Annotated in this window: 15 protein-coding genes and 1 pseudogene; 5 read left to right on the plus strand and 11 right to left on the minus strand. The window is 70.2% G+C overall.

The annotated features are described in order from the left end of the window. Nucleotides 1–214: 214 nt before the first annotated feature. The 5 genes from K313_RS0118415 to K313_RS0118435 form a co-directional block, all read right to left on the minus strand. A complete protein-coding gene (locus K313_RS0118415) occupies nucleotides 215–676 on the minus strand; it encodes a DUF2087 domain-containing protein (RefSeq protein ID WP_029212863.1) in 462 nt (153 codons plus the stop codon). Nucleotides 677–880: 204 nt separating this feature from the next. Continuing rightward, a complete protein-coding gene (gene mshC / locus K313_RS0118420) occupies nucleotides 881–2,140 on the minus strand; it encodes a cysteine--1-D-myo-inosityl 2-amino-2-deoxy-alpha-D-glucopyranoside ligase (RefSeq protein WP_029212864.1) in 1,260 nt (419 codons plus the stop codon). 113 nt (nucleotides 2,141–2,253) lie between these two features. Continuing rightward, complete coding sequence (locus K313_RS0118425) at nucleotides 2,254–3,117, minus strand: SCO1664 family protein (RefSeq protein ID WP_029212865.1); 864 nt, start codon at nucleotides 3,115–3,117, stop codon at nucleotides 2,254–2,256. Nucleotide 3,118: 1 nt separating this feature from the next. Continuing rightward, nucleotides 3,119–3,676 (minus strand): DUF3090 domain-containing protein, encoded by a 558-nt coding sequence (locus K313_RS0118430; RefSeq protein ID WP_029212866.1) that lies wholly within the window; start codon nucleotides 3,674–3,676, stop codon nucleotides 3,119–3,121. Between the two features lie 9 nt (nucleotides 3,677–3,685). Beyond that, nucleotides 3,686–4,414, minus strand: a complete 729-nt coding sequence (locus K313_RS0118435) for an MSMEG_4193 family putative phosphomutase (protein ID WP_029212867.1) — start codon at nucleotides 4,412–4,414, stop codon at nucleotides 3,686–3,688. A 99-nt stretch (nucleotides 4,415–4,513) separates the two neighbouring features. Here K313_RS0118435 and corA point away from each other — a divergent pair, with 99 nt between their 5' ends. Beyond that, a complete protein-coding gene (corA, locus tag K313_RS0118440; RefSeq protein ID WP_029212868.1) occupies nucleotides 4,514–5,518 on the plus strand; it encodes a magnesium/cobalt transporter CorA in 1,005 nt (334 codons plus the stop codon). Between the two features lie 643 nt (nucleotides 5,519–6,161). Here the strand turns inward: corA and K313_RS0118445 are convergent. From K313_RS0118445 to K313_RS23735, 3 genes are all read right to left on the minus strand, one after another. Next, nucleotides 6,162–6,533: a hypothetical protein gene (locus K313_RS0118445; RefSeq protein WP_029212869.1), complete on the minus strand. Its 372-nt coding sequence runs from the start codon at nucleotides 6,531–6,533 to the stop codon at nucleotides 6,162–6,164. A gap of 78 nt (nucleotides 6,534–6,611) precedes the next feature. Then, nucleotides 6,612–7,469, minus strand: a complete 858-nt coding sequence (locus K313_RS0118450) for an undecaprenyl-diphosphate phosphatase (RefSeq protein WP_029212870.1) — start codon at nucleotides 7,467–7,469, stop codon at nucleotides 6,612–6,614. A 187-nt stretch (nucleotides 7,470–7,656) separates the two neighbouring features. Next, nucleotides 7,657–7,989, minus strand: coding sequence for a hypothetical protein (locus K313_RS23735; protein WP_029212871.1), 333 nt, complete (start codon nucleotides 7,987–7,989; stop codon nucleotides 7,657–7,659). A gap of 125 nt (nucleotides 7,990–8,114) precedes the next feature. Between K313_RS23735 and K313_RS0118460 the strand changes: the two genes are divergently transcribed. Further along, nucleotides 8,115–8,300 (plus strand): DUF5703 family protein, encoded by a 186-nt coding sequence (locus K313_RS0118460; protein WP_019284879.1) that lies wholly within the window; start codon nucleotides 8,115–8,117, stop codon nucleotides 8,298–8,300. 70 nt (nucleotides 8,301–8,370) lie between these two features. Here K313_RS0118460 and K313_RS0118465 read toward each other — a convergent pair whose 3' ends face one another. After that, complete coding sequence (locus tag K313_RS0118465) at nucleotides 8,371–9,714, minus strand: M20/M25/M40 family metallo-hydrolase (protein ID WP_029212872.1); 1,344 nt, start codon at nucleotides 9,712–9,714, stop codon at nucleotides 8,371–8,373. Between the two features lie 80 nt (nucleotides 9,715–9,794). On the opposite strand from K313_RS0118465, the gene K313_RS0118470 reads away from it, so the two are divergent. Next, entirely contained in the window at nucleotides 9,795–10,214 is a 420-nt protein-coding gene (locus K313_RS0118470) for a restriction endonuclease subunit S domain-containing protein (protein ID WP_029212873.1), read from the plus strand. Nucleotides 10,215–10,330: 116 nt separating this feature from the next. On the opposite strand, the gene K313_RS0118475 is transcribed toward K313_RS0118470, so the two are convergent. After that, entirely contained in the window at nucleotides 10,331–10,870 is a 540-nt protein-coding gene (locus K313_RS0118475; RefSeq protein WP_029212874.1) for a type II toxin-antitoxin system VapC family toxin, read from the minus strand. Then, nucleotides 10,857–11,597: a hypothetical protein gene (locus K313_RS0118480; protein ID WP_029212875.1), complete on the minus strand. Its 741-nt coding sequence runs from the start codon at nucleotides 11,595–11,597 to the stop codon at nucleotides 10,857–10,859. The genes K313_RS0118475 and K313_RS0118480 overlap by 14 nt, the downstream gene beginning before the upstream one ends. Before the next feature lie 274 nt (nucleotides 11,598–11,871). Here K313_RS0118480 and K313_RS0118485 point away from each other — a divergent pair, with 274 nt between their 5' ends. Together K313_RS0118485 and K313_RS23740 are read left to right on the plus strand one after the other, a co-directional pair. Beyond that, on the plus strand, nucleotides 11,872–12,147 hold the full coding sequence (locus K313_RS0118485; RefSeq protein WP_205621903.1) for a COG3415 family protein: 276 nt from the start codon (nucleotides 11,872–11,874) through the stop codon (nucleotides 12,145–12,147). A gap of 48 nt (nucleotides 12,148–12,195) precedes the next feature. Further along, nucleotides 12,196–12,400, plus strand: a pseudogene (locus K313_RS23740) (transposase); the annotation flags it as partial.

Below are 12,400 nucleotides of genomic sequence, written 5' to 3' on the forward strand. Positions count from 1 at the left end.
GGCCTTCGTTCGCCAGGCTGATGCATCCGCCCCCGGTAAAGGCATCGACCGGCCTTCGTTCACCCCGCTCGCGCGCCCTGCTGGCGCCATTGGTCACCAATGAACGGATCGCACCGTTTTGGAACGATCCAAAACGTCACTGGTGACCAATGGCGCGGGGTGAGCGTGGCCGTATGCCGGAGGCGGCCCGTCATGGCGGGCCCGGCGCCTGGGCCTACCCGCCGTGGGTGCCCAGGCTGCGCAGGAACGCCGCCTCGTCCACCGGGATCTCCTGCGCCTCGGCGGCGTCGCGCTCGGGCACGGTCGTCGTGACCCGATAGATGCCCGAGTCCCGGTGCAGGTAGCGGTAGTTCACGAGCTCGCGCCGCAGCCAGGCGTGGTCCTCGTGCGCCGCGCCGAGGATCGCGGTGACCTCGCTCTCGGCATACGACCGCCCGATCTCGAGCCGGCTGAGCAGGTGCAGCAGCACGGCCACCCGCCGGCGCCTCTTGACGGGGATCGACACGATCCGCTCCCCGTCGACGAACGGCCGCACCAGCCGGGCGATCTCGTCGACGGCGCGGGTCACCTCGGGGGGCGGGAGGGCGAGCACGGCCGCCTGCGCCGCGGTGTAGGTCTCACCGGTGCGCTCCATGCGCGCGCGGATGACGGTCTTGAGGTCTGCGTCCTGGGTCATCGTGGGTCCTCGACGCTGCGCGTGCCCCCAGCCCACGAGCGCAGCGGGGTCGCCGACGATGTGGTGGATGCTCGCCCGAGGATCTGCTCCCCTTGGCCCGGTGCTGCACGGGCTGGGGACCGATGCGCGGGCTGGGCGTCGGGCGACGCCGCTGGGGCCCAGCCTGCCCAACCCGTATGCCGACCGTCAACCCGCCTTGCGGGGTCAGCGCACGTCGACGCCGAGCAGCGCGTCGAGCGCAGCCGCGACCTCGTCACCCGCTCCCGCATCCGTCCCGCTCGCGGCGGCCCAGGCGTCGACGGCCCGCAGCGCGGCCGGGGTGTCGAGGTCCTGGCACAGGGCGGCGCGGACCTGGGCGACGACCTCGCCCGCAGCCGGAGCACCCGCTCGCGCCACGGCGGCGCGCCAGCGGTCGAGGCGGTCCTGGGCGCGGGCCAGCAGGTCGTCGGTCCAGTCCCAGTCGGTGCGGTAGTGCTGGTCGAGCAGCACCAGCCGCACGGCCATCGGGTCGACGCCGCTCTCGCGGAGCCGGGACACGAGCACGAGGTTGCCCTTGGACTTGCTCATCTTGGCGCCGTCGAGGCCGACCATCGCCTGGTGGAGGTAGGCCGTGGCGAACTCGGGCTCCCCCGTCAGCCCGACGGCCTGCACCGCGGACATCTCGTGGTGGGGAAAGATCAGGTCGGTGCCGCCGCCCTGCACGTCGAAGCGCATGCCGAGGGTGTCGAGGGCGATCGTCGTGCACTCGATGTGCCAGCCCGGGCGGCCGCAGCCGAGGATGCCTCCGGCCCACGCGGGCTCGCCGCGCCGCTCTGCGCGCCACAGCAGCGGGTCGAGGGGGTCGCGCTTGCCGGCCCGGTCGGGGTCGCCGCCGCGGTCGGCATACACGTCCAGCATCTGCTCGCGGGTCCACCCCGACACCTCGCCGAAGGTCCGCTGCTGCGCGAGGTCCAGGTAGTAGTCCTTGGCACCCTCAGCCACCAGGTCGTGCTCGTCGTCCGGCACCGGCACGGGATAGGCGGCGCCCGCCCGCACGAGCTGGGCCACCTGGTCGGCGATCGCCTCGACCGACTCGACGACGCCGACGTAGTGGTCCGGCGGGAGCACCCGCAGCGCGGTCATGTCGTCGCGAAAGAGCTGGATCTCCTTGGTGGCCAAGGCAGTCCAGTCGACGCCGTCGCGGGCGGCGCGCTCGAGCAGCGGGTCGTCGACGTCGGTGATGTTCTGGGTGTAGTGCACCTCGTGACCGGCCTGGCGCAGCGCGCGACCGAGCAGGTCGAAGGTCACGTAGGTCGCCGCGTGCCCCATGTGGGTCGCGTCGTAGGGCGTGATGCCGCAGCAGTAGATGCGGGCCGTCGGGCCGGGTGACAGCTCGACGACCTCGCCGCGCGCGGTGTCGTGGATGCGCACGGGCAGCGGGCTGCCGGGGACGGACGGGACGGCGGGGGCGGGCCAGGACTTCACGCGCAGAGCCTAGCGGCGGTCACGGACAACCCCTGTCCACGTCCAGGACCTACCCCCGGCGGGATCATCAGCCTGGGGAACGAAGCGCGGCTGATGCCTCTACCCGCGGCGGGTCAGAGCGGGGGCCAGGGGATCGGGTAGTGGCCGGGGTTCGGCTCCGGATAGGTCCCGGCGGCCAGCAGCGCCGACACGCGCGCCGTCAGGGCGTCGATCTCGTCCGAGCTCAGCAGCCCCACCAGCCCCTGCACCAGCGCGGACCCGGGGTCGCCGAGCAGCGACTCCAGCAGCGCCAGGCGCGCGACCTCCGCCGCGGGCAGCGGGTCCCCGACCCACCCCCACAGCACGGTCCGCAGCTTGGGCTCGGCGTGCAGGGTGATCCCGTGGTCGATCCCCCACTCGCGGCCGGTCGGGTCGACCAGGACGTGGGAGCCCTTGCGGTCGGCGTTGTTGACCACGCAGTCGTATGCCGCGAACCGCGCCGCCGCCTCCGTGTCGCGGTGGACGACGACCACCTGCTCGCCGGTGGGGGTCTCCCCCGTGAACACCGGGATCACGCCTTCCTCGATCGCGTCGGGCGCGACCAGGTCGACCATCGGAGCAGCCGCCTCGTCGTGGTCGATCCACAGCTGCACCGACCCCGGACCGAGCGGCCCCTCGCGCAGGACGGTGGGCGGCACGACGGCATACCCGCCCTCGTGCGACACCAGGAACGCCGCCGTCTCGCGCTGCGCCAGCGTCGCGGGCGGGAAGTCGTGCAGCGGCCGTTCGCCGCGCGTCGGCTTGTAGATCACGCGGAGGGGCTCGTCGCCGCCCAGGACCCCGAGGAAGACGCCGTTCGACGCCTCCACGAGCTGCCCGACCAGGCGCAGCTCCTCCCCCGCCAGCCGGCCGAGCATCGCCTCGACAGCAGGCCGGTCCGTGGGGTCGACCAGCGGGTTCGGCACGATCAGCTCGGCGGGGACGTCGTCGGGGGTCACGTCACCGCTTGTAGCCGTTGGCGCGCGGACAGATGTGCCCCTCGGGGTCAAGCGGCTCCCCGCAGAAGGGGCATGGCGCGCGCCCCGCCGCCACCAGCGCCAGCGAGCGCCGGGCGAAGGCACGCGCCTCCGCCGGCGTCAGGACGACGCGCACGACCTGCGGATCTGTCGGCACGGCGCCCTCGAGACCCAGCGCGGCCACGTCCTCGGGGTCGGGCTGCTCCTCCAGGTCGCCGTCGGAGCAGTCGATGACCACGACGTCGCGGCGGTCGTCATACGCGAGCCCGATGCTCTGCACGCGGAACTCGTCCTCGATGGGGGTGCCCAGCGGCTCGTTGTCGACCAGTCGCGCGGCGGCGGCGTCCGAGCCGGTGAGGGGGGCGTGCATGTCGAGCAGGTCGTTGCAGCGGTCGGCGAGGACCTCGACCTGCTGCTTCTCCAGGGACATGCTCGTGAGCCGCCCGCTCCCCGCGGCCTGGAGGAAGAACGTGCGCTGCCCGGGCGGCCCGACGGTCCCGGAGACGAACCTCTCGGGCGGGTCGAAGATCTGCTGCGGCATGTCCCGACCCTAAGCCGTTCCGCCCCCCACGGCGGCGTCACCGCGCGGTGTCTCGTCCTTTGGCCGGGCGGGGGCCAGGCCCGAGAGGTCGTTGCCTCCGTCGTTGATCCGTATGACGAAAGGCCGCGCCTCCGTGTAGCGGATCACCGACAGCGACGCCGGCCCCACGACGAACCGCTGGAACAGGTCGAGGTGCGACCCGGCGGCGTCGGCCAGGATCGCCTTGATGACGTCGCCGTGGCTGACGAGCAGCCACAGGGCGTCGGGGCCGTGCTCGGCCTCGACGAGCCGGTCCAGGTCGCGGACCGCCGCGACGGCGCGGTGCTGCAGGTCGGCGATCGACTCGCTCGCGTGGTCCGGCGACGCCGGGAAGCGCGCCCGCGACGGGTGGTCCTGCACCGTGCGCCACAGGTCCTCCTGGGCGAGCTCGGACAGCGGACGCCCGGTCCAGGCGCCGTAGTGGCACTCCCCGATCGCGTCCACGGTCACCCGGCGCGCCTCGCCCCAGCCGGCGTCGTGCGCCTGCGCGGCGGCATACAGCTCGTCGGCGGTCTCCTGGCAGCGCTGCAGCGGGCTGACGGCCGCCAGCCGGACGGGCAGCCCGGCGATGCGGGTCGCGAGGTCGCGGGCCTGGGTCCGTCCCTGCTCGTCGAGCCCCACCCCCTCGGTCCACCCGGCGAGCAGGCCGGTCGCGTTGGCGTCGGTGCGTCCGTGGCGGACGAGCAGCAGCGTGGGCACCGCACCACTGTGCCACGCGCCCCCGCCCGCGCGCGCCGGTGGGGCTCGTCGGCCGTGGCGGGGTCGCGGCAGCCCCACCAGGACGTACGCTTGCTGGTTGTGATCGTCGACCAAGCTCTCTACCGCCACGGCCGCCGCATGCCCTGCGGGGATCTGAGCGAGGAGCTCGCCGCGCTGCGGGACCGCGCCGACGACGGATTCCTGTGGATCGGGCTCAAGGACCCGACCGACGAGGAGTTCGCCCTCGTCAACGACGAGCTCGGCCTGCACCCCCTCGCCGTCGAGGACGCCCTCACCGGCGAGCAGCGCGCCAAGCTCGACATCTACGACGACACGATCTTCATGGTGGTCAAGACGCTGCGCTACGTGGAGCGCACGAGCGACGTCGAGACCGGTGAAGTCATGCTCTTCGTCGGCGACAAGTTCGCCCTCACCGTCCGCAACGGCGACGCCAACCCCCTCGCCGGCGTCCGCGCCCGCCTCGAGCTCGCGCCCGACCAGCTCGCGCACGGCCCCGCGTCGGTCCTCTACTCCGTGCTCGACTCCATCGTCGACAACTACGTCCTGATCGACTCCGAGCTCGAGGACGACCTGGACCGCATCGAGCGCAACATCTTCGGCGGCACCAAGGGCGACTACGCCTCCGAGATCTACGAGCTCAAGCGCGAGGTGCTGGAGTTCAAGCGCGCCTCCGTCCCCCTCGCCGAGCCGGTCCGCCGCCTCGCCAAGGACCGCTCGGTTCCCGTGGTGCACAAGGCGGCTCGCCCGTTCTTCGCCGACGTCCTGGACCACCTGCTCAAGGTCAACGACCACGTCGAGTCCTACGACCGGCTGCTCACCGACGTGCTCAACGCGCACCTCGCGCAGATCGGCGTCAAGCAGAACGAGGACATGCGCAAGATCTCCGCGTGGGCCGCGATGGGCGTCCTCCCCACGATGATCGCCGGCATCTACGGCCAGAACTTCGAGTACATGCCCGAGGTCAAGGCCAGCGTCAACGTCGGCGGCAGCGAGTTCTACTACGGCTACTTCGTGGTCATGGCGCTCATGGTCGCCGGCGTCACCTTCCTCTACCGCCTGTTCAAACGCTCCGGCTGGCTCTGACCCACCCCCGCTCGCTGAGGTCCTCCACGCCCGACGTGCCAAACCTGCGGTCTGGACGCACCTTTCGGCCGCTGGGGACCCTCACACGTGCCAAAACTGCGGTCTGACCGCACCTTCGCGCTCGGAGCGCGGAGCGTGCACGGTGCCGGGGCTGGTGGCGTGCGTTCCTCGCGCTCGGGGCGCGGACCGTGCCCGCACCTGGGCCCAGGCCGTATGCCGGAAGCCGGCCACCTCGTCGTGAGGTGACCGGCTTCCGGCATACGGCGCCCCTGTCTCGACCGAGGCCGCCGAAGAGCAGTCCCCGGCGCGGCGACGTCCAGCACCCGGATGGCCTGCCATCCCCCGTGGCAGGTTCCAGCGCCGGTGGCGTGCTGCAGAGCGCCACCACCGACACCCATCGCCACGCAGGCGACAACCCGCGACCGACGCGACGACCGCGCCTCCCCCAGCCCTCAAGTGGGCGCAAACGGGTCCCCCGCGCAGGCCGCAACACCCACCTTCGCCCTCTCGCGCGGCGTGACCAGCTTCCACGCAACGGCCGTCCGCTATCTCGCCCGGGGACCCAGAGCGGGTCGTCCGGGGCCGGACGAGGTGCCGGCCAGGCGCTCGGCCGTCGCCAGTAGCCCGGCCGGCCCGATCGGGCTCACTCGGCCAGCTCACGTTCCTCCCTGCTCGCCGGCCCCTCGGGCTCGGCGATGTCGGCCTCCGGTGCCTCGTCGGTCGTCACCAGGGCCAGCGTGCGCCCGGGGAGGGCGTGATGGGTCCGCGCCGCAAACATGTCGAAGGCGTCCACCGCCGCGCGCCGCGTGTCGAGCGATGCCCGGCTGCCCCAGGTCCGACCGACGGGGCGGGGGAGGTAGAGGCGCAACCGCCACGCTTCCTCGTCGAAGGCGTCGGTCTCGGTGAAGACCTCCACCCGTTTGGGCTTGAGCTCGAGAGGGGATCGCGCAAGTTGCTCCTGCACCTCATCGGCAGCGACCACGATCCATTGCTGGTCCGCAAGGGGAAGCGACATGTCGACTCCTTTCGCTCTACCGACAGAGGAGCCACAGCCGTGCCACTGCAACGCGCCCTACGGGGTGAGGCTCGGCGATCAGGTCGCGGACATCCAGCCGGCCGCCAGGGCGACGAGCACGGCCGCGCCGACGAGCACGCGCCACGACACGAAGAACATCAGGCTGTTGTTCTTGACGAACTTCAGGAGCCACGCGATCGAGGCGTAGGCGACGATGAAGGACACGATCGTGCCGACCGCGAGCTGGCCGAGGCCGACGACGGAGGTGTTGACGTCCTTGAGCTCGTAGAGGCCGGCGCCGACGAGCGCGGGGATGGCCATGAAGAAGGAGAGCTCGGTGGCGGTGACGCGGTCGAGGCCGCGGAACAGGCCGGCGGTGATCGTGGTGCCGGAGCGCGACACGCCGGGGACCAGAGAGAAGCACTGCATGAGGCCGATGATCACGCCGTCCTTGACGGTGACGCGGCTGCCCTCGGGGCGGTCCTGGCCGGCGGCGACGAGCCGCGCGTGATAGCGCTCCCCCGCCCAGATCACGATGCTCCACAGGACCAGCGCGCCGGCGACGACCCACAGGCTGCGCAGCGGCCCCTTGATCAGGTCCTTGAAGAGCAGGGCGGCGACGACCACGGGGATCGAGCCGACGATGACGGCCCAGGCGAGCGAGTAGTTCTCGTGCTCGCGGGCCTTCGGGTCGCGCAGCCCGGCGACCCAGGCGAGGAACATCGTCTTGATCTTGTCCCAGAAGTAGATGAGCGTCGCGAGGATCGCCCCGAGCTGGATGACGGCGGTGAACGACGTGATGGCCGGGTCGTCGATCGGGAGTCCGAGCATCTTCTCGGCGATGGTGAGGTGGCCGGTCGAGGAGACGGGGAGGTACTCGGTGACGCCCTCGACGATGCCGAGGATGATCGAGTCCAGATAGCTCAGGGCAGACACGTAGTTCGCTTTCGCAGTGGTGAGGTGGGGGCTGACGACGAGCCGCGCGATGGGCGCCGTCGACCATTGTGACGGGTCTCGGCTCCACGAACGCTGACAACGCCGAGATCCGGGTGGATCTCGGCGTCGTCAGGCGCGCGGGTGGCCGGTGCGGTGGTGGGCGACCGGCCGGTATGGCGAGAAGCCCTCAGCGGCGGGGGCGGCGATCGTCGCCGTCCTCCTCCTCGTCGTCCTCGTCATCGTCGTCGTCGTCGTCGTCCTCGTACTCCTCGTCGTCGAGACCGACGTAGGGGCCGTCCTCGTCGTCGTCATCGTCGTCGTCGGTGTAGATGCCGAGCGGCGTGACCTCGCCGAAGGCGTCGTCGAGGGCCTCGTCGTAGGCCTCGAACGCGTCGGCGAGCTCCTGGTAGGCGTTGACCACGGCGGGGTCGTCGTCGCCACGGCGCGAGGCCGCAGCCTCGAAGTGACGTTCGATCGCGGAGATGAAGGTGGCGAGGGCGGCGCGCGGCTCGGTGCTCATGGGAGAGACGTTACCCCGTCGGCACGGACGGGGGCCATGGCATCTGGGGGTTCATGGCATGGTGGTGCTGCGGGCCTGGTCGGAGCCAGGATCGGGCCTGATGGACGTGGAGGGAGCCGAGCCGTATGCCGGAGTACGAGTACCGCACCGTGACCTTCCGTCGGGACGCCAGCCGCGGCGAGATCCGGCAGGCGTTGACCGACGAGGCGGAGTACGGCCACTGGGAGCTGACCAAGATGTCGCTCTACTGGGGAGGCGTGCGACGGGCCGAGATCCGGCGGCGCGTCATCCGGGTGTCGCGCACCGCCTGAGCCGTATGCCGCGGCCCCCGCCCGTCGCGCGGGTCGCCGTGATCCGGGCGGGGGCTGCTCGGCATACGGCTCAGCAGGTCGCGAGGAGGCGCTGCAGCACGCGCGTCCCGAACTCCAGCGAGTCGACCGGGATCCGCTCGTCGATGCCGTGGAACATCCCGACGAAGTCGAGCTCGGCGGGCAGCCGCAGCGGCGCGAACCCGTAGCCCGTGATCCCGAGGCGGGACAGCGCCTTGTTGTCGGTGCCGCCGGACAGGCAGTAGGGCAGGATCAGCGAGCCCGGGTCGTCGGCCTGGAGGGCGTCGCGCATCGTGTCGACGAGGTCGCCGGAGAACGGCGCCTCGAGCGCGGTGTCGCGGTGGTGGACCGAGACCTCGACCCGGTCACCGGCGAGGACGCGGACGGTGTCCATGAGCTCGTCCTCGTGGCCGGGCAGGAAGCGGCAGTCCAGGGTCGCGGAGGCGGTCTGCGGGATGACGTTGTGCTTGTAGCCGCTGTCGAGCATCGTGAAGCTGCTCGTGTCCTGCAGCGTGCCGAGCACGAATCCCCGTGCGCCGCCGATGTGCTCGAGCAGCTCGCTCGCGTCCTCGTCGGTGTAGCCCGTGCCCGTCACGGAGGACAGCCCGTCGAGCAGCTCGCGGACGCTGGCGATGTAGGTGCGTGGCCACTTGTGGGCGTTGATGCGCTCGATCGCCTGGGCGAGGTGCACGATCGCGTTGTCGTCGTTGGGGACCGAGCCGTGGCCGGCGCGACCGTGGGCGGTCAGGCGCAGCCAGGCGATGCCCTTCTCGGCGGTCTGCAGGAGATAGGCGCGCACCTGCTCGCCGGTGTCCTTGCGCGGGATGGTGACGGAGTAGCCGCCGACCTCGCTGATCGCCTCGCTGGCGCCCTCGAACAGCTCGGGGTGGTGGTCGACCATCCAGCTGGACCCCTTGACGCCGCCCGCCTCCTCGTCGGCGAAGAAGGTGAAGACCACGTCGCGCGGCGGCTTGGTGCCGGTGCGGGCGAGGTGGCGCAGGTTGGCCAGGATCATAGCGTCCATGTCCTTCATGTCCACGGCGCCGCGTCCCCAGATGCAGCCGTCCTTGACCTCGGCGCTGAACGGGTCCACCGACCAGTCCCCCGCGTCGGCGGGCACGACGTCGAGGTGGCCGTGCACGACCAGCGCGGGCCGTGAGGAGTCCGTCCCCTCGACGCGCACGGACACGTTGGCCCGCTTGTCCTCCGACTCGGCGTAGAAGGGGTCCAGCCCCACCTCGGTGAGCTGCTCCATGACGTACTCCGCGCACGCCCGCTCCCCCGGCCCCGACCCGTCGCCGTAGTTGGAGGAGTCGATCCGGATGAGATCGCGGCAGATGCGCTCGACCTCCTGCGTCGGGTCCGTCACGGTCGTCTGGGCGCTCGAGTCGGTCATGCCCCCGACCCTATCCCTCCCGTATGACGCACCCCGCCCCGATCGCCCGTCGCCTGGACCCTAGGCTGGGGGCACCAGCCGTGCGCGACGGCACCTACCTCGTCGGCACGTGCGCGATCGTGACGGACCTCGACTCGCGCATCGTTCACCAGAGTCACATTCTCAACTTCAAGGTGCACGATAGCGATGTGATCGAGTCACACTTGCTTCTTGCGCTGCTGTCCACGCCGCTCGTGAAGTCGCAGATTTTCGCCAAGCGATTCACTCAGGACATCATCGACACCCTCGGAGGCCGTTGGCGGGAACTGGTCCTGCCGGTTCCGAAGGACCCCAAGCTAAGGCAAGAGATCACGGACAACGTCACCCAGACGATCGCGTTGCGCCGGGCGGCCCCTGAGCTGACCTGGCAGACGGTTCAGAAGATCGTCCCGGTTGCTGCCAACGACGTGGCTCTGCTCGACGATGAAGCCGAGTACGGCTTTGGCATCCTGAATCAATAGGCGCGGCACAGCCGCGACCGGGAGCCTCCCGAGGACCTGGCCGCGCCCGCAAGCGCCGCATTCACCCAGCACGGCTGCGAGTGTGTGTGCCGGCTCCTCCCCGATACAGGGTGCCGCTAGCTTCCGGGTGGCTTGAGCGGTACGACGTTGCTGGGCGTTGAGAAAAGCATCTCCTGAACGGGAATCGCCCACGGCAGGCTGACCTTCGGGTCCTCCAGCTGCAGGCGGCGGAAGATCTGCAACCCGTCAACGTCCGGGAAATCGGCGTCGAAGGTCACGAGCCAATCGCACCGGTTGAGGACCGCTGTTGCCAAGTGGATCGCGTCCGGCAAATCCTTGGGCTTACGGTTCCGTCTGTACTCTGTGGCCACCTTGACGATCGGCTTTGTCACGTCGAGCAGCATCACCTCACGGGACTCCAACAGCCGACGAATGTTGCCGAGCTTGCCGTCCTGCCGTCGCCGTTCAGACTCGTCGGCGGCATCCGACTGCTTGAACACCTCGCCCAGGATGAGGACGGATCCGACGAGTTCGACACCGCCCCGTCCGACCATCTCCAGCAGCCCGTCGAGGCGCTCCGCGCCCGGTTCGTTCTTGATGACCCCGATGAGGGCGGATGAGTCGAGCAGGACGCGGGGCTTGTCACTTTTCGCCACGGATGCCCTCCAGGTACTTGGCGATGGGAAGCCCATCGGTGATCTCGGGCATGTATCCGCGCAGGTCTTGCCACGTGATCGTCGGTTCCACCACGACGCTGACCTTTTCGGCGGTGACGTAGTACGTCCGACCGTCCTCGTTCTGGCGGATCATGCCCTCGACCTCCACGAACTGGAGCAGGCCGTCTCGCATGGCCTCGGCCAAGGGAGTTGGAAACCCGACGTGTACTACCCGTCCGCCGCCCTGGGGCTTGATGGACGCCCGGTTGCCACGAGTCACATTTACGCCGGTCATCTCCCCACGCATGGACCCGTAGAACTCGCGCACCCACGGCGCGATGGACTCCAGTTCCGCGCGCAGCGTCTGGTCGAGCCACACAACGTTCCCGTTGCTCTCCAACTTCGCGTGCTCGCCTGCTCGGCGCACCATGTCTTTGGCGTGACCGACGGCGTTGGGCGTCCAGTCCGGCGGCAAGCCCTTGCCCGCCCGGATGTGTTCGAGCCCGACCATGGCGGAGCGGACAGCAACCACTCCGGCCTGCCGATGATCCCCTGCAGACACGAGTTCCGCCACCGCCGATGCGCGGCGGAGCTCCGCCACGGTCCATTCGACGTCGGCCGTCTCGGCGAGGTCGTCGAGCAGGTCGAGAAGATGCGTCCCGGCAGCGAAGAATCGTGCCGCGTCGGCAGGACGACCGTCATCCACGGTCAGCGCGATGTCGCTCATGCTCGCCCTCCTCTCACCTGTACGCCTCCATGCTGCCAGCTGGTGGTGACGCCGTCACCATTGTAATCGAATCCATCTGTCTAGCTCCTACAGCTCGAGCCCGTCACCGCCTCCCTTCTCATTTTCTGCGGGAGACCAGATCGAAGAGTAGGCGGCAGGCCAGAGCGGCGAACTGTGAACGCCTAGTCGAAATAATCAGGAAAGCGTCTTGACAAATCGAGTCGGTGAAATGAGCGGTGCTGATGCGCTCTGTCGCTCCCGAGGAAGGGATGAGTTGAAGTCTGCCGAGGAGATGATGAAGATTCTGGATGCCTACGACTTGACCGGGTCGTTGCGTGATGCCGGGGAGTTGGCGGGGTGTTCCCCGAACACGGTCGAGCACTGCGTCGAGCGGCGTGCCGGTGCCGGTGTGCTGGACCAGGCCGCGCTGCGGCCGGAGTTGATCGATGAGTACCTCGCGAAGGTCGAGGAGTGGGTCGAGCGCAGCAAGGGCAAGGCCCGCGCGGATGTCGCGCGAGAAGCTCGTCGCACTCGGCTACGCCGGGTCTGAACCGCCCCGGAGTGTCCGGAGACTTCGAACCTTGGGAGGGTTGGAGTCATGCCAGGAGACAGGCACAGGCGGTACGCGTCTGAGTTGAAGGAACGGGCGGTCCGGATGGTCGCTGAGAACGTCGGGGAGCATGAGTCGCAGTGGGCGGCGATGACCCGGGTTGCGGAGCTGCTCGGGGTCGGCACCCCGGAGACGGGGTCTGCAAGTGGGTCCGTCAGGCACAGGTCGACGCGGGCGCCCGGCCAGGGGCCAC

Origin of the sequence: Arsenicicoccus bolidensis DSM 15745 (assembly GCF_000426385.1) — a bacterium.
GTDB lineage: Bacteria > Actinomycetota > Actinomycetes > Actinomycetales > Dermatophilaceae > Arsenicicoccus > Arsenicicoccus bolidensis.